This is a genomic window from Bacillus sp. BC05(2025) (assembly GCF_056725905.1).
The window spans coordinates 90,543-106,574 of the sequence record NZ_JBWYRA010000006.1; the positions used below are offsets into that span (position 1 = coordinate 90,543).

The following is a 16,032-nucleotide window of genomic DNA, read 5'->3' on the forward strand; positions in this document are numbered from 1 at the left end:
TATGATTGAAAACAATTGGAAAACGAAAATTATATTATTTTTGACCGCTCAAACGATTTCGTTATTCGGTTCATCTCTCGTACAGTACGCGATTATATGGTATATCACCTTAACGACATCGTCAGGGGTAATGTTGACCATTTCAACTGTTTCCGGTTTCTTACCACAAATTGCGATTTCTTTATTTGCAGGTGTTTGGATTGATCGTTACGATCGTAAAAAGATGATTATGTTATCGGACGGGGTTATAGCAATTGCTACATTAATTTTAGCAATTTTATTTTTAACAGGATATAAAAGTATTTGGTTACTTTTTATAGTATTACTCATTCGTTCAGCTGGGACAGGGGTACAAACGCCAGCTGTGAATGCATTAATCCCACAAATCGTTCCAAAAGATTACCTTATGAAAGTAAATGGGATGAATAGCAGTATTACATCTTTAATTATGTTTCTTTCTCCAGCAGCAAGTGCTGCAATTCTTTCTATTGCTAGTATTGAAACGACATTTTTTATTGATGTTATTACGGCTATGATTGGAATTAGTATTATGTTTATCATTCAAGTGAAGAGACATGTGAATGCAGAGAGTAAGCAAAAATCTAATCTACAAGGCATAAAAGAAGGCTTTGCTTATTTAAAAGAAAATGTATTTATTAAAAGGCTACTCGTTTTATTAATCATTGTCATGATTTTAATAAGTCCAGCTGCCTTTTTAACACCTTTAATGGTAACTCGTTCTTTCGGTGCAGAAATGTGGAGACTTACTGCCAGCGAGATGACTTTTAGTGCGGGGGCAGTAGCTGGTGGCGTATTGATTGCAGCGTGGGGTGGTTTCCGTAATCGTATGCATACAACAGCGCTAGCTTGTGCGTTGTATGGCCTGCTTATGATTGGACTAGGGATCGCTCCGGTATTTATTATGTATTTAGTATTTAACTTTTTAATTGGTATAACAATGCCGTGCTTCAATACACCGGTTAACGTGTTATTGCAGGAAAAAGTAGAACCTTCCATGCACGGACGAATGTTTAGTCTTGTACAAATCGCTAATTCATGCGCCCTTCCTTTAGGAATGATAATATTTGGCCCATTGGCTGATATGTTTAGTGTAGAAATTTTGTTAATTTATGCTGGGATATTCGTGCTATTGTGTGCGATATATGTTGTAGTAAGCAAGAGGTTTGAAGTGTAAATATATATGTTTGAAAAGGTTTGTGAGGCAATGTAAGGTGCTTCATAAACCTTTTTGTTTTAAATTTAGACAATTTATTTATTGTTAAACAATAAATAATTATTGATTTTTAATGTGTTTTTAGATAGTATGATGTTAACAATCTAAGGATAATTATATGAATGGAGGAGAATGTGAAATGATAAATAAATACATAGTATCTATTTCTTTCATGATTTTAGCGATTATTTCTTTAACTATACATGCTTCAAATAGTAAAGTGGGGGCGAATGGGTTTCTTGAAGAACCTTTCTTTTTCCTAGTACCGATAAGTTATGTATTATTCTTAAGTGGTATTGGTGTATTACTATTTGAATTTATTGCTTCAAAGCTAAAAAAAAGTAATAGATAAAATGAAATTTAAGTAGTGAGGGATCCATTAATCAGGACAAAATACTCACTATAAAATAGAAACATATAATATGGAAGAAAAATAATAAGTGAGCTGAATCATAATGAATCATTATTTTTATAATGGTAGACAAGTGGGGGCAGCTATTACACTGGCAGGAGCTCAGGGGACAATTCATGCTGTGAATCAAGCGATTCAAATGCAGCAACAAGCATATTTTGCACAAATGATGCAAGGACCGTATATGTCGTACTCACAGCTTCCGATGCAAAGTGTACATTACGATGTGCAACCAATGGGTTTATTTTCTATTCCGTATGGCGGGACATATTTCTTATGAAAGAAAGCGACTGATTAGAGTCGCTTTCTTTCTTTATATTCCGCCTAGTTTCATTCCAAGGAATGCGAAGAGAATACCGATTATGTAAGTAGTGCTTATGTATAAAAGGAGTGTGCTACATTTTTTTAGATTGAGAAGCTGAACAGATTCTAATTTAAACGTTGAAAATGTAGTGAAGGCTCCCATAAATCCAGTACCTAATAATAATTGCCAACTTGTAGAGACACCGTTGCCAATTATATATCCGAGTAAAAATGCACCTGTTATATTAATGAGAAATGTAGCAATTGGAAAGGAAGTTTTATTTCTTTTTTTAAACCAATTGCTAATTGTAAATCGTGTAATCGCACCGAAAAAACCGCCTATTGCTACTAATAAAGCTTCCATCATAAGTGATCACCTTTCGTAAGGTGTTTCTTAATTAAGAAATCACCTAGTGTATAGCCAAGAGCAGACATAATGAGGCCACCGAGCATGCTGCATGATACATATAAGAAAGCCGTACTCCATTCAGAATGATGGATTAATTGCACAGTTTCTACACTGAATGTCGAAAACGTCGTAAAGGAACCGATAAATCCAGTTCCAATGCCTGTGATAATCTCTGAAGAAAAGATATTTCTCCGAGCGATATACGTAGTTAGCCAAGCTAATAAGAAGCAGCCAGCTAAGTTAATAAGTAATGTAGCTAACGGAAATGAATGATGCCATGAAGTATGAATAGTAAGGCCTAAATAATAACGAGAGAGTGCTCCTAATATACCGGCAATGCCAACGATAATATAAATCAATATCTTCACCTCTTTAAAATAGTTTGCTCAAAAAAATAGACTCCTACCAGTAGTGATACTGGTAGGAGTCATTAGCTAAGCAGCGATTATGGCGAACTCCATCGCCTATAATTATTACATATAGTGTACTAAAAATTTTATTGAATTTCCAGTGAAGAAGTGGAGTCGTTTTGTATATGTGTAATGGTTTAAGGTAGATAAAGATGCTTATAAACTAAATATAGTGATATAAGGTTTTCAATGTGATAAAATATTTCTTATGTCTGTCATTCAGTTTTTAGTTAACTGAAAATAAAGATAATTCAGTTGTGTGTTTTAGAAAAGGGGCGTTTATTTGAAGAAGTTATTAAAAATAGTACTTATATGTATTTTGATAGGAGCTTGCATATTAGGTGGTTTTTTAGCGTATATGACAATTACAAAAGAACAACCTGCTGATGTGATAAGCTTGAAGGTGGAAAATAATAAGGAGCGTGTATTAGCGTCTGAAAATGAGTTTAAAGTTACAACGTTTAATATTGGATATGGTGGATTAGATAAGGATCAAGATTTCTTTATGGATGGTGGAAAAGGATCTGGTTCGAGTAGTAAAGCGCAAACGGAAGTTAACCTAAAGAATATGCTTTCTTTTTTACAAAATGAGAATAGTGATTTTGCGTTATTACAAGAAGTCGATATAAAGTCAATGCGATCATTTGATGTGAATGAGCATGAGTTTTTGAAAAAAGGATTACCTGATTATGCCTCGTCGTTCGGAAAGAACTATGATACAAAATGGGTTCCCGTTCCAATTATAAGTCCAATGGGATATGCGGAGGCTGGATTAAGTACATTTTCTAAATATACAGTTCAAACAGTGAAGAGATTCCAGCTTCCTGGAATGGAGCCTTGGCCGAAGCGCTTATTCGATTTAGATCGAGCGATTGTTGAACATGCAATTCCTGTTAATAATGGAAAGCACGTTAGACTTGTAAACTTACATTTATCTGCGTACGATGAAGGCGGGAAAATTAGAAAACAGCAAGTAGAGTATTTAAAAGAATATATGAACAAGCATTATAAAAATGGTGACTACGTAATAATGGGCGGAGATTGGAATCAATTAGTTTCCAATGCTCAGTTAAGTGATCCGAAGTTTGTGAAAGAGCGTCCGGAATGGTTAGTAGAGTTACCAAAGGACTTTACTGATGGTGGCTTTAAGTGGGGTGTAGATCCGTCTGTTATGACTGTGAGAGATGATGTGAAGAAATATGTGGAGGGTGAAAACTTCGTCACGATTATTGATGGCTTCATCGTTTCACCAAATGTGGAGATTGTAAATGTGCAAGGGAAAGATTTAAAGTTTGAAAATAGCGATCATAACCCAGTGAGTGCGGTATTTAAACTGAAGTAATGAAGCGCAGAAGGTGGGATTTTAGATATGGAGTGGTTAAAGAAAACTTGTTTTTCTAACCTTGAGAAAGAATCACAGAAAAATCATTTATTGCTGTTTATTACGATTTGTAGTTTCTTCCTTGGGATAATCCTGATTGGGTATTACGGGTATATTTTTAGACCGAGCGTACTACCGTTTTGGATTTGTGGTATGTCTGTAGTTGTATTTGGAACAAGCTTTACATTTATAAAAAGTATGGAATCAGTGTATAAATATATCATGACATTTATGTTGCTTATTATGTCTTTCATTATGGTACAAGCTTTTAATGAAAGCCCGGCTGTATTTCAAATGGTCTACTTTACACTAGCGGTTTCACTTATTTATTTAAGTGAACGTCTCGTTATTATTCTTGGCGGAGTAGCGGTTGTGATCACATTTATTCTTTGTAGTTATTGGCCGGAGCAATTTTTTGCTTATACAGCCGCATCTGAAGCCGCAAACTTTGCAAGCTTGTTAGCAATCGTAACGATCGCTATGTGGGGCGTAACGAAGATTGGCTCTAATCTGTTAGCCCGCTTAAGTGATGAGAAGCAAGAAGTAATGAGGAAAGCTCAGGAGTTAGAAGAAACGCAAAGACTTATTGAGGAAACGGTTGTAAAACTAGATAGTAATTTCAATCATTTAAGACAAAATATGAATACATCGATGGAGTCGATGAGTGAAATTAATTTCGCTTTTGAAGAGGTGGCAGTTGGTACTCAATCACAATCAGAGATGATGCATCGTTCGGTAGAAGTATTGAATGAGATGGAGGGGAATATTGAACAAATCATTTCTCAAGTAAGAAATGCATCAATTCGTGTTGATGAAAGTTTAGAAATTTCAAAGGGTAGTGTACATACTTTGCGAAATTTTGAAGCGAATATGAGAAGTTTAAATGATGTTGTTTCACAATCAGGAATTATATTTAGAGATTTAATGATACAGTCGAAGCAAATTAATGAAATTGTAGATGTAATAACGAATATTTCAAGTCAGACGAGTTTGCTAGCTTTAAATGCAAATATTGAAGCGGCAAGAGCAGGTGAGCATGGAAAAGGGTTTGCTATTGTAGCGAATGAAGTATTAAAGTTGGCCGAAGAATCGAATCGTTCTGCGGGAAGAATTCAAGGTATTTTAAAGGAGTTTAGTAATCAAGCAAGTAAGGTGGAAGCGCAGGTAGAGAAATCAGAAAGAGTACAAGAAGAATGTAACGAAATGTTAGCAAGCGTTTTAACAAACGTAACGGATTTAGGAAAGTTTATTGATGCAATCAATGATGTAATGAGAGAAATCGTTGGTCATCAAGAAAGCTTCCAAGTTAAAACGACGAATATCGTAAAGGATGTTACACATGCTTCTAATGTAATTCAGCAAACTTCTGCGGCCACGGAAGAAGTGTTAGCAAGTGTGGAAGAAGAAAAACATCGAAATGACACATCAGTGAAGACGTTACATACTGTTAGTGAGCAAGTGAAGTTGTTAGAAGATATTTTAGAAAAGTAATATCACTTCAAAAGGGCACACTATGTGTGCTCTTCTTTCATTTAAACGAATACTTGAGAGGAATTTAATTGCTTTTCTGTTCGTTTTCTGCCAAGCTTAAGGAGATAAAATTCAGCTAATAGCGGAATTAAAATACTTCAAAGAAAGAATTATATAGGTGACGCATATGATCGAAGTTAAGACCTCTGAACTTAGTGATGGAGAATTTAATAGAGGAGTATTTGCAACTCGTGATATTAAAAAGGGTGAGTTGATTCACTCAGCACCAGTTATCTCTTATCCGAATGAGCAGCATGAACATATTGAGAAAACATTACTTGCTGATTACGCATTTGAGTATGGGGTAAATCATACGGCAATCCTTTTAGGATACGGTATGTTATTTAATCATTCATATACACCGAATGCGACGTATGATATTGTCTTCGAGAACCATACGTTTAACTTCTTCGCTTACAAGGATATAAAAGCGGGAGAAGAAATCTTAATCAATTATAATGGCGAAGTTGATAACGATGAGCTGTTATGGTTTGATAAGGAAAAAGAAGAGAACGAAAAGTAATTTATAATAAGTGATGAAAGGGAGGCTTTTACATAGGTAAAAGCCTCCCTTTTTAGTGATGAAAATAAAGTAAATATTACAAAAAAATACCACTTTATTTTCGTATGATATAGTAAGATACTGAAGAGTAGTGTGTTGAAAAAGTAATATATTTTACAAATTGTTGTCTTTCTGATGACATGTCAAGTTTAGTAGCCCATTTGGGTTGCTTTATTATGCAATATATATTTTAATATGAGTGGCACCTCTTATAAATTAAGAGGTTAATAGGTGTCTCGAATTGATTTTGGGTACACTGTATCCACCACTTTAGGTTCATTTCATGTATGTGGGGATATTATGGGCCCGTATAACGGGATAAAAAGAATATAGAAATAGAGGAATCGTAAAATGAATATGCAAGAGGTTTATGAATATTTAAGTACGGTATTGCCTGAAGGTCATGTGAAACAAGATGAAATGTTAAAGAATCATACGCATATTAAAGTTGGTGGAAAAGCAGATGTGTTCGTTGCACCGACAAATTATGATGAAATTCAAAAAGTTATTAAATATGCTAACGAATATAATATTCCAGTTACGTTTTTAGGAAATGGATCAAATGTTATTATTAAAGATGGTGGAATTCGCGGAATTACAGTAAGTTTAATTCACATTACAGGTGTTACTGTAACAGGAACGACGATTGTAGCACAGTGCGGTGCGGCAATTATTGATGTATCACGTATTGCACTAGAACATAACTTAACGGGTCTTGAGTTTGCTTGTGGTATTCCAGGTTCAGTTGGCGGAGCATTATATATGAATGCAGGTGCATACGGTGGTGAAATTTCGTATGTATTAACAGAAGCTGTCGTAATGACAGGTGATGGAGAGCTACGTACTTTGACGAAAGAAGCATTTGAATTTGGATATCGTAAGAGTGTATTTGCGAACAACCATTACATTATTCTTGAAGCGAGATTCGAACTTGAAGAAGGTGTATATGAAGAAATTAAAGCAAAAATGGATGATTTAACGTTCAAACGTGAGTCAAAACAACCTCTAGAATATCCTTCATGTGGTAGCGTATTTAAGCGCCCACCAAATAACTTTGCTGGTAAACTAATTCAAGAATCAGGGCTACAAGGTAAGCGAATTGGCGGAGTGGAAGTTTCTCTAAAACACGCTGGATTTATGGTGAATGTTGATAACGGAACAGCACAAGATTACATTGATTTAATTCACTTCGTACAAAAGACTGTTGAAGAGAAATTTGGCGTGAAGTTAGAGCGAGAAGTAAGAATTATTGGAGAAGATAAAGAATAAACTCTACGTATGAAACTGTGAATTATTTCAAAATAATATTTAGGTATTGTTGACAATTTGTTTGCGATTCAATATAATGGCTAATAATTTAACAAATAACATACGTTGAAAGAGCCCAGTAGCAGTTTGTCACTGTTAACGAGAGAGCTAGGGGTTGCTGGAACCTAGCACAAACAAACTTGCGAATTACACTCTGGAGTATCTTAGGTAATGCTAAGCGGATTGGCAATCGATATTATTGCTAAGAGTGGTATGAGTAGCTATGCTATTTATACAAACTGGGTGGTAACACGGTGAATAATCGTCCCTATGTCATAGACATAGGGATTTTTTGTTTTCAAAAAAATAGAGGGGATGAAAAAAGATGAACATTATTGATGAATTAGAATGGCGCGGTGCCATTAATCAACAGACGGATGAAGAAGGTTTACGTAAGCTAGTAGAGGAGAAAAAGATTTCACTATACTGCGGAGTTGATCCGACTGGTGATAGTATGCATATCGGACATTTGATTCCGTTTATGATGATGAAGAGATTCCAGTTAGCTGGTCATCATCCAGTTATTTTAATCGGCGGGGCAACAGGAACAATAGGTGATCCGAGTGGACGTCAATCAGAGCGTCAACTTCAAACGTTAGAAGTCGTTCAGCATAACGTGGATGCGTTAACAGTGCAAATGAAAAAGCTGTTTGATTTTGGCGGAAATAGCGAAGTGAAGATGGTTAATAACTACGACTGGACACATGAAATAAACATTATCGAATTTTTACGTGATTACGGAAAAAACTTTAGCATTAATAGCATGTTAGCGAAGGACATTGTAGCAAGTCGTTTAGATACAGGAATTTCTTTCACAGAATTTACGTACCAAATCTTGCAAGCGATGGACTTCCATCATTTATACACGAAAGAAGATGTTCAACTGCAAATTGGTGGTAGTGACCAATGGGGAAATATTACGAGTGGTTTAGATTTAATTCGTAAGTTAGAAGGGCACGAAGCGAAGGTATTCGGATTAACGATTCCGTTATTATTGAAATCAGATGGTACGAAGTTTGGTAAATCAGCAGGTGGTGCAGTTTGGCTTGATTCTGAAAAAACAACACCGTTTGAATTTTACCAGTTCTGGGTAAATACAGATGACCGTGATGTCGTTAAATACTTGAAATACTTTACGTTCTTAACGAAAGAGCGCATCGATGAATTGGCAGTGAAGGTAGAAACAGAGCCTCATAAACGTGAAGCACAAAAAGTATTAGCGGAAGAAATGACGAAATTCGTTCATGGAGAAGAAGCGTTCCTGCAAGCTGTAAAAATTACAGCAGCGTTATTTAGCGGAGATATTAAATCGTTAACAGCCGATGAAATTGAGCAAGGCTTTAAAGAAATGCCAACATTCCAGTCTTCAAAAGAGACGAAAAATATCGTAGAATGGCTCGTTGATTTAGGAATTGAACCATCTAGACGACAAGCGCGTGAGGATATTAATAATGGAGCTATTTCTATGAATGGCGAAAAAGTAACGGATGTAGGTACGGATGTGACTGTAGAAAATTCATTTGATGGACGATTTATTATTATTCGTAAAGGGAAGAAGAACTACAGCCTTGTGAAGTTAGGAGAATAGTTTGTAGGAAAGGATGGGAGTAGGAAGAATACTTCCATTCTTTCGTATACACAATTTAGACATAAAATAATCAGTAAATTTAGATAATTAAAAGGGTTATATTATACATCTGCCGAATACATAAGTTAGAGGAAATTACGGACTAAAAAAGCCCGAATCATGCAGGGCATGATTCGGGCTTATATTCAGATTAGTAAGCTAAGCTGAATAGACCTTTAATGTGTGATAAGTAACGAACGTTACTTGCTTCTTTCATTAATGATGCTGGTAAGCCTTTAAGTGGAGTATTGCTTGCTCCGATTGTAGCAACAGCATCTTTACGTCCTAGACTAGCAAGTGTTCCAGAGTTTACAGGTGCGAACTCTTCAAATGCTTTGCCTTCTAGTGCTGCGTATAAGTTGTATCCAATTAACTCACCCATTTGCCAAGCGATTTGTGCAGTTGGTGGGTATGGACGTCCGTCTGGAGCGAAGACAACAGCGCTGTCTCCAGCAACGAATACGTTTTTGTGAGAAGTAGATTGTAGGTATGCATCAACTGTTGCACGACCACGGTTTACTTCAAGACCTGATTCACCGATTAGTGGGTTACCTTGAACGCCACCTGTCCAAACGAATGTGTTAGCAACAAGTTTTTGACCGTCTTTTAAGTCGATTTCGTTGCCAGCAACGTTTGTTACAGGAAGACCTGTTAAGAATGTAACGCCGCGTGCTTCTAGGCTAGTAGTTGCACGTTCGATTAAGTGATCTGGTAATACTGGAAGGATTTTTGGACCTGCTTCAACAAGAAGAAGTTTAACTTCTTTTGGATTTACGCCGTGGCTTTTTGCAAGTTTAGGCATAATGTCAGCAAGCTCACCAACTAGCTCAACGCCAGTTAATCCGCCACCACCGATTACGATTGTAGCATCAGCTTCGTTTTTCGTTTTCGCGTATTCACGAATACGGTCTTCAACGTGTTTGTAGATTTTGTTTGCATCAGCAGCAGATTTTAATACCATGCTGTTTTCTTCTAGTCCTGGAATACCGAAGTAAGCAGTTTTACTTCCTAAAGCAACTACAAGTGCATCGTAAGATAAAGTAGTGCCACCAGCTAGTTTAATTTCTTTGCTATCAACTGAGAATGACTCAACTGTTGCGATTTTAAGATCGATATCTTTACCTTTGAAAAGCTTTGTAAGTGGCATTGCAACTGCTTGCTCAGACACGTTACCAGCTGCAAGGCGGTGTAGTTCAGTGATAATTTGGTGCGTTGGGTATTGGTTGATCACTGTAACTTGTGCTTCTGATTTGCTGTAATATTTACGTACGTTTAAAGCGGCAAGAAGACCGCCATAACCAGCGCCTAAGATGACAATTTGTTTTGACATAGTATGATATCCCCCGTCTTTACTAATTGTTGTTATAAGTTAACTTATTTATTGTTACGTTCTGCACTAATTTGAAGATATGCGTTCACAAAGCGGAACATCTTTTGTGCTTGTGGGTCTTTTAATAATTTTAATAGACCGAACAGGCCGATAACTTCGTTGCTTTCGTCAGCACGATCTTTCGCTTCGATTGCAGTAGCAGCCATGCTTTTCACTGTATCTTTTACAGGTTCTACAAGCTCTGTGATTGCACCAACAGTGTCGCTTTTTAATACTTCATCAGTAGCAACAGTTTGAGCGAAGTCATAAGACTTAGTTAAAATGTTAACAAGCTCAGTTAATTTTGGAAGCTGTTCTACTAGTGTAGTTAATGATTCTTGTACCTCAGGTTTTAACAACTGATCAAGTACATCAAGTTGTCCTTGGCTAGCAGAAATTTGTACAGTTTCTTGTTCTGGCTTTGTTTGAGTCATAGTTTCTGGCATCTCCAATTCTCCTTTACGATAGCAATACTCTTATTTTTGATAGGTAAGATAGTAAACGCTTGCGAAACTTTATACAAAGTTTCACAAAACACAATAAAATGCCTTTAAATTTATGTCAGCAAGTAAGCTGAAATCATAAACCCAAAACCATAATGTCCTACCTATTATTTATGAACTGTCCGATACATGGCTTGTCCGCATAATGGAAAGTTCCTTTATCGGAAAGTGTATATAATATATATCCTATATTATATACTATATACACCTATGTTAACATAAAAATGATTCCTAATTATTTGATATTACGTGTATAACGTAGTACTGCCAAGGCATGAAAGCGCATAAATTATTTTGTTAAGCTTAGAAATGTACATATATATAAAGAAAAAAAGGGAAAAATGGACAAATTTATGTTCATTTTTTCCTTTTTTTATTGTTCACCTTCTGTTATTAGCATCGATGTGTTACCGCTTTTTTCAAGATGGCATTCGCCCCAAGTACAAAGGGAATCAAGAATGGATTCTAAAGACCAACCGTAGTCTGTAAGGGAATATTCCACTTTCGGTGGTACTTGATTGTATACCTTTCTTTGAATAACTCCATCTTCTTCTAGTTCGCGTAATTGCTGCGTTAACATTTTCTGTGTAATACCAGGCATGAGACGTTTTAATTCACTCGTTCTTTTTGTACCTTTTGTTAAGTGGCAAAGAATAACGACTTTCCATTTTCCACCGATAACCTCTAAAGTCGCTTCAACGGGAATGTTATATTTCTTCATATTAAAATCTCCTTTGATGAATGTAGATGTCAGTTCTCCAACAAAAGAAGCTAAATCATTTAAATGTTACTAAAAAGTACCTATAGCACTTTAAAGTACGTACTTTTTATCATGTTGAATATGTTCCATAATAGCATACGTAAGAGGGAAATGAGTAGTACGGTACTAAAAAGTGCCTATGTTACTTTTGAGTACCTATCGTACTTTTAAGTGCGTTCTTCAAAAAAAGAGTGAAGCCATTCATAATAGCATATATGAGCAGTAATTTTATTTTGTAGAAGAAAAAAGGCCTTTTTCATACTATTATGATTGGATTTCTCGTATTAAGGAGGAGTTCAATTGAATTCATATACAGTATCTTCTTCGGCAGTACAGACGAATCGGAGAAGTATGTTTGCTTTATTAGCACTAGCCATTAGTGCGTTTGGAATTGGTACAACCGAATTTATTAGCGTCGGTTTATTACCATCTATTTCAGAGGATTTACATGTTTCTGTTACAACAGCGGGTTTAACCGTTTCTTTATATGCGTTAGGAGTAGCGTTCGGTGCTCCAGTATTAACGTCATTAACAGCTAGTATGTCGCGAAAGACGTTATTAATGTGGATTATGATTATTTTCATTATTGGTAATGGAATTGCAGCGGTGGCAACAAGCTTTACTGTGTTACTTATCGCGAGGGTTGTATCTGCGTTTGCGCACGGCGTTTTTATGTCGATAGGATCGACTATTGCGGCTGCGCTTGTACCAGAGAATAAACGTGCGAGTGCGATTGCATTTATGTTTACTGGTTTAACCGTTGCGACCATTACAGGTGTACCAATTGGAACGTTTATCGGTCAACAATTTGGTTGGAGAGCCTCGTTTATGGTAATTGTGGTAATTGGGATCGTTGCTTTAATCGCCAACAGTATGTTAATTCCTTCTAACTTAAAAAAAGGTACGTCTGTATCATTTCGCGATCAATTTAAGCTGATTACGAATGGGAGACTATTACTTGTATTTATTATTACTGCATTAGGATACGGGGGGACATTCGTAACATTTACGTATTTATCTCCGCTATTACAAGAAGTAACAGGATTTAAAGCAAGTACCGTTACAATTATTTTGTTAGTGTACGGAATCGCAATTGCGATGGGGAATATGGTCGGCGGAAAATTATCAAATCATAATCCGATTCGAGCATTATTTTACATGTTCCTTATTCAAGCAATTGTATTATTTGTTTTCACATTTACAGCGCCGTTTCAAGTCGCTGGATTCATCACAATTATTTTCATGGGACTATTCGCATTTATGAATGTTCCAGGGCTACAAGTGTATGTCGTTATATTGGCTGAACGATTTGTACCTAGCGCTGTTGATGTGGCATCCGCGATTAACATTGCGGCGTTTAATGCGGGAATCGCTCTTGGTGCTTATTTAGGAGGCATTGTTACGAACTCGTTAGGATTAATTCATACAGCTTGGGTAGGCGGAATTATGGTAGTGGGCGCTGTTATTTTAACAGCGTGGAGTATGACATTAGAAAAAAGAGATCAAGTAAAATAAGGGAGAGAAAATATAATGAAAAATTTACAAAGTACAACAACATTGCATAACGGTGTAGAAATGCCTTGGTTCGGTTTAGGGGTTTTCAAAGTAGAAGATGGACCAGAACTTGTAGAAGCGGTGAAATCTGCGATTAAAGCAGGATACCGCAGTATCGATACAGCTGCGATTTATGGAAATGAGAAAGCTGTAGGAGAAGGAATTCGCGCTGGTATAAAAGAAGCAGGCATTTCTCGTGAAGATTTATTCATTACTTCAAAAGTGTGGAATTCGGATCAAGGATATGAAACGACACTTGCTGCATATGAAGAAAGTTTAAAAAAATTAGAGCTCGATTATTTAGATTTATATCTTGTTCATTGGCCTGTAGAAGGGAAATATAAAGATACGTGGAGAGCGTTAGAAACACTTTATAAAGAAGAACGCGTGCGTGCAATTGGCGTAAGTAATTTCCAAATCCACCATCTGCAAGATGTGCTAGCAGATGCAGAAATGAAACCGATGATTAACCAAGTGGAATATCATCCTCGTTTAACGCAAAAAGAATTACAAGCGTTCTGTAAAGAGCAAGGTATTCAAATGGAAGCATGGTCACCACTTATGCAAGGTCAATTGTTAGATAACGAAACATTGCAAGAAATTGCTCATAAGTATGGTAAAACGACAGCTCAAATCATTTTACGCTGGGACCTTCAAAATGAAGTTGTAACAATTCCGAAGTCAACGAAAGAACACCGAATCATTGCAAATGCCGATATATTTAATTTCGAATTAACGAAAGAAGATATGGAGAAAATCGACGCGTTAAACGAAAATCACCGCGTTGGTCCAGACCCTGATAACTTCGATTTCTAAACATATAGTGGAGAAGAAGAGTGCAAACAGTTTGCACTCTTTTTTGTTTTGTTTATGCATAAAATTTTTTTCTAACTAAATACTACTTATTAGTAAATTTGTTATTTCATAAGGGGCTGTAAACATGAATATAAAGCAATCGTTCAAATTTTTGGCTGTGTTTTTAAGTGTTTTATTTGTGTTATTTCCGCTACAAAAAGCATTCGCGGAAGTTATGGATCATACAAAGTATCAGATGGATTGGAGTTATAGTAAGTCAAAGAAGAAACCAATTCGAACAGAGCTTATTAAAACAGCAGATGGTAAAATTGCCTTTTGCTTAAATGTAGATTTGAAATCTCCGAGCGGTCAAGATTTACCGGAAATGGGGAAAGTGGATATTAATGTGTACCGTGTACTATTGAATGGATATCCACAAAAGAGTCCACAAGAATTAGGTGTTTCTGATTGGAGAGAAGCACATTATGCAACGCAGCTTGCAGTATGGAATGCGTTAAAACAAATCGATATTAACGATTTAGATTTTCGTAATAAAAATGTAGAAAAGCTAACGAAAGAGATTGTTGCAAAAGCAAATGCTAGTGAAGAATTACAAGAAATTACGATGAGTGTCACACCATCAGAAGAACAAGAAGCAGTATTGAAAAATGATTTCTTTGAAACAGGTTTATATACAGTAGAAACAAATGCGAAAAGCGGAACGTATAAAGTGCAAGCAACAGGTGCTCCAGCGGGCGCGAAGTTTGTAAATGAAAAAGGCGAAGCAAAAACGGAATTTAATGTAGGAGAAAAGTTCCGTATCTTAATTCCGAAACAAACACCAGCTGGTGGATTTAGCTTTAAAGTATTAGGGAATTTAACAAAGTTACAAGGGATTGCACATAAAGGTACACCAACAATTCAAAATGCAGTCGTATTACTTGAGCGCAGTGAAGAAAAAACAAGTCCGGAGTTATCGGTAAGTTGGAAAACAACAAATGGACATGATAATAATAAACCGCATACTCCAAACGAACCACATAAACCGAATCAAAAGAGATAATAAAAAAGCATTGGCTTGTGCCAGTGCTTTTTTGTAGTATAGATATGAAAAATCTTATTACTGGGGAAGACTTAGTTTCCTTTTACCGTTTAGACTTAATGTTTATATATATCAAATTGTTATGTTAGAAAATCGAGTGGGTATATTTTTTGAAGGGTTAAATTCAAGCGAAAGCAAACCATGGAGAAAAATATATATTCTTGTTTGCATGCTTCGGATTTCTTACATTGCCAGCATGAATGTTTTAATAAGTAAGGTATAATGAAAAAAGTTAGAGAGTGAGATAAGAAAATGAAACTTCGTATTTGTGAAATAACGATAGAAAATCGGCATGAAATTGCTAATTTAAAAGTAACAGAGGAACAGCATAAATTTATTGAAAGTACAGTTGAAAATTGTTTAGTTGATGCTGAAACAAAATATAAAAAGGATGCAATTTCGGTAGGTCTATATGATGGTGATACACCTATCGGATACACAATGTATGGATGGTTTGAAGAAGAAGAAAGGGCTGTATATTTAAATCAATTTGTCATCGATAGTGCATGCCAAGGAAAAGGGTATGCAAAACCGCTGTTGCGTTTATTAATGGAGTATTTAAAAAAAGAATATAGTTGCAAAGTGATGTATTTAAGCATACATCCAGAAAATAAACTTGCACAAAGGTTATATGAATCAATAGGATTCCATTTAACTGGTGAAATTGAAGACGAATGGTTGCATGGAAAAGGATTTATAATGAAACGTATGCTAGATTGATAAAAAAAACTGCCCGAAAGAATAGTATCTTTCTGAAGTGGACCCGAATAGTG

General features: G+C 35.9%; 17 protein-coding genes, 1 riboswitch and 1 other annotated feature. Of the genes, 12 read left to right on the forward strand and 5 right to left on the reverse strand.

Annotation, left to right across the window (positions count from 1 at the left end):
• Window position 1 precedes the first annotated feature (1 nt).
• From ACZ76X_RS19360 to ACZ76X_RS19370, 3 genes are all read left to right on the forward strand, one after another.
• Entirely contained in the window at window positions 2-1,195 is a 1,194-nt protein-coding gene (locus ACZ76X_RS19360) for an MFS transporter (RefSeq protein ID WP_479851409.1), read from the forward strand.
• 157 nt (window positions 1,196-1,352) lie between these two features.
• Window positions 1,353-1,586, forward strand: coding sequence for a DUF3955 domain-containing protein (locus ACZ76X_RS19365; RefSeq protein ID WP_479851410.1), 234 nt, complete (start codon window positions 1,353-1,355; stop codon window positions 1,584-1,586).
• Between the two features lie 100 nt (window positions 1,587-1,686).
• Window positions 1,687-1,926 carry a DUF3947 family protein gene (locus tag ACZ76X_RS19370; RefSeq protein ID WP_270707787.1) on the forward strand — a complete coding sequence of 80 codons (240 nt, stop codon included), beginning with the start codon at window positions 1,687-1,689 and terminating at the stop codon, window positions 1,924-1,926.
• Between the two features lie 33 nt (window positions 1,927-1,959).
• On the opposite strand, the gene crcB (ACZ76X_RS19375) is transcribed toward ACZ76X_RS19370, so the two are convergent.
• Both crcB (ACZ76X_RS19375) and crcB (ACZ76X_RS19380) read right to left on the reverse strand, forming a co-directional pair.
• Window positions 1,960-2,316, reverse strand: a complete 357-nt coding sequence (gene crcB, locus ACZ76X_RS19375) for a fluoride efflux transporter CrcB (RefSeq protein WP_098669505.1) — start codon at window positions 2,314-2,316, stop codon at window positions 1,960-1,962.
• Window positions 2,313-2,717 (reverse strand): fluoride efflux transporter CrcB, encoded by a 405-nt coding sequence (gene crcB, locus ACZ76X_RS19380; protein WP_479851411.1) that lies wholly within the window; start codon window positions 2,715-2,717, stop codon window positions 2,313-2,315. Before crcB (ACZ76X_RS19380) ends, crcB (ACZ76X_RS19375) begins: the two co-directional genes overlap by 4 nt.
• A 55-nt stretch (window positions 2,718-2,772) precedes the next feature.
• Window positions 2,773-2,832, reverse strand: a riboswitch (Fluoride riboswitch).
• A gap of 219 nt (window positions 2,833-3,051) precedes the next feature.
• On the opposite strand from crcB (ACZ76X_RS19380), the gene ACZ76X_RS19385 reads away from it, so the two are divergent.
• From ACZ76X_RS19385 to tyrS, 5 genes are all read left to right on the forward strand, one after another.
• Window positions 3,052-4,110, forward strand: coding sequence for an endonuclease/exonuclease/phosphatase family protein (locus tag ACZ76X_RS19385; protein WP_479851412.1), 1,059 nt, complete (start codon window positions 3,052-3,054; stop codon window positions 4,108-4,110).
• Window positions 4,111-4,137: 27 nt separating this feature from the next.
• A complete protein-coding gene (locus ACZ76X_RS19390) occupies window positions 4,138-5,640 on the forward strand; it encodes a DUF4077 domain-containing protein (protein ID WP_479851413.1) in 1,503 nt (500 codons plus the stop codon).
• Between the two features lie 166 nt (window positions 5,641-5,806).
• Window positions 5,807-6,202, forward strand: coding sequence for an SET domain-containing protein (locus tag ACZ76X_RS19395; RefSeq protein ID WP_479851414.1), 396 nt, complete (start codon window positions 5,807-5,809; stop codon window positions 6,200-6,202).
• Between the two features lie 390 nt (window positions 6,203-6,592).
• Window positions 6,593-7,510: a UDP-N-acetylmuramate dehydrogenase gene (murB, locus tag ACZ76X_RS19400; RefSeq protein WP_098669500.1), complete on the forward strand. Its 918-nt coding sequence runs from the start codon at window positions 6,593-6,595 to the stop codon at window positions 7,508-7,510.
• A 96-nt stretch (window positions 7,511-7,606) separates the two neighbouring features.
• Window positions 7,607-7,822, forward strand: a binding site (T-box leader).
• Window positions 7,823-7,874: 52 nt separating this feature from the next.
• On the forward strand, window positions 7,875-9,137 hold the full coding sequence (tyrS, locus tag ACZ76X_RS19405; protein ID WP_479851415.1) for a tyrosine--tRNA ligase: 1,263 nt from the start codon (window positions 7,875-7,877) through the stop codon (window positions 9,135-9,137).
• Between the two features lie 190 nt (window positions 9,138-9,327).
• On the opposite strand, the gene ACZ76X_RS19410 is transcribed toward tyrS, so the two are convergent.
• From ACZ76X_RS19410 to ACZ76X_RS19420, 3 genes are all read right to left on the reverse strand, one after another.
• Complete coding sequence (locus ACZ76X_RS19410) at window positions 9,328-10,506, reverse strand: NAD(P)/FAD-dependent oxidoreductase (RefSeq protein ID WP_000043204.1); 1,179 nt, start codon at window positions 10,504-10,506, stop codon at window positions 9,328-9,330.
• A 44-nt stretch (window positions 10,507-10,550) separates the two neighbouring features.
• Window positions 10,551-10,991 (reverse strand): DUF1641 domain-containing protein, encoded by a 441-nt coding sequence (locus ACZ76X_RS19415; protein WP_001115309.1) that lies wholly within the window; start codon window positions 10,989-10,991, stop codon window positions 10,551-10,553.
• A 430-nt stretch (window positions 10,992-11,421) separates the two neighbouring features.
• A complete protein-coding gene (locus ACZ76X_RS19420) occupies window positions 11,422-11,769 on the reverse strand; it encodes a winged helix-turn-helix transcriptional regulator (protein ID WP_000760478.1) in 348 nt (115 codons plus the stop codon).
• A gap of 390 nt (window positions 11,770-12,159) precedes the next feature.
• On the opposite strand from ACZ76X_RS19420, the gene ACZ76X_RS19425 reads away from it, so the two are divergent.
• The 4 genes from ACZ76X_RS19425 to ACZ76X_RS19440 all read left to right on the forward strand — a co-directional run bounded on the left by ACZ76X_RS19425 (window position 12,160) and on the right by ACZ76X_RS19440 (window position 15,979).
• On the forward strand, window positions 12,160-13,323 hold the full coding sequence (locus ACZ76X_RS19425; protein WP_479851506.1) for an MFS transporter: 1,164 nt from the start codon (window positions 12,160-12,162) through the stop codon (window positions 13,321-13,323).
• A 15-nt stretch (window positions 13,324-13,338) separates the two neighbouring features.
• On the forward strand, window positions 13,339-14,178 hold the full coding sequence (locus ACZ76X_RS19430; protein ID WP_098520863.1) for an aldo/keto reductase: 840 nt from the start codon (window positions 13,339-13,341) through the stop codon (window positions 14,176-14,178).
• A gap of 124 nt (window positions 14,179-14,302) precedes the next feature.
• A complete protein-coding gene (locus ACZ76X_RS19435; protein ID WP_479851416.1) occupies window positions 14,303-15,220 on the forward strand; it encodes a thioester domain-containing protein in 918 nt (305 codons plus the stop codon).
• Window positions 15,221-15,511: 291 nt separating this feature from the next.
• Window positions 15,512-15,979: a GNAT family N-acetyltransferase gene (locus ACZ76X_RS19440; RefSeq protein ID WP_479851417.1), complete on the forward strand. Its 468-nt coding sequence runs from the start codon at window positions 15,512-15,514 to the stop codon at window positions 15,977-15,979.
• Window positions 15,980-16,032 lie beyond the last annotated feature (53 nt).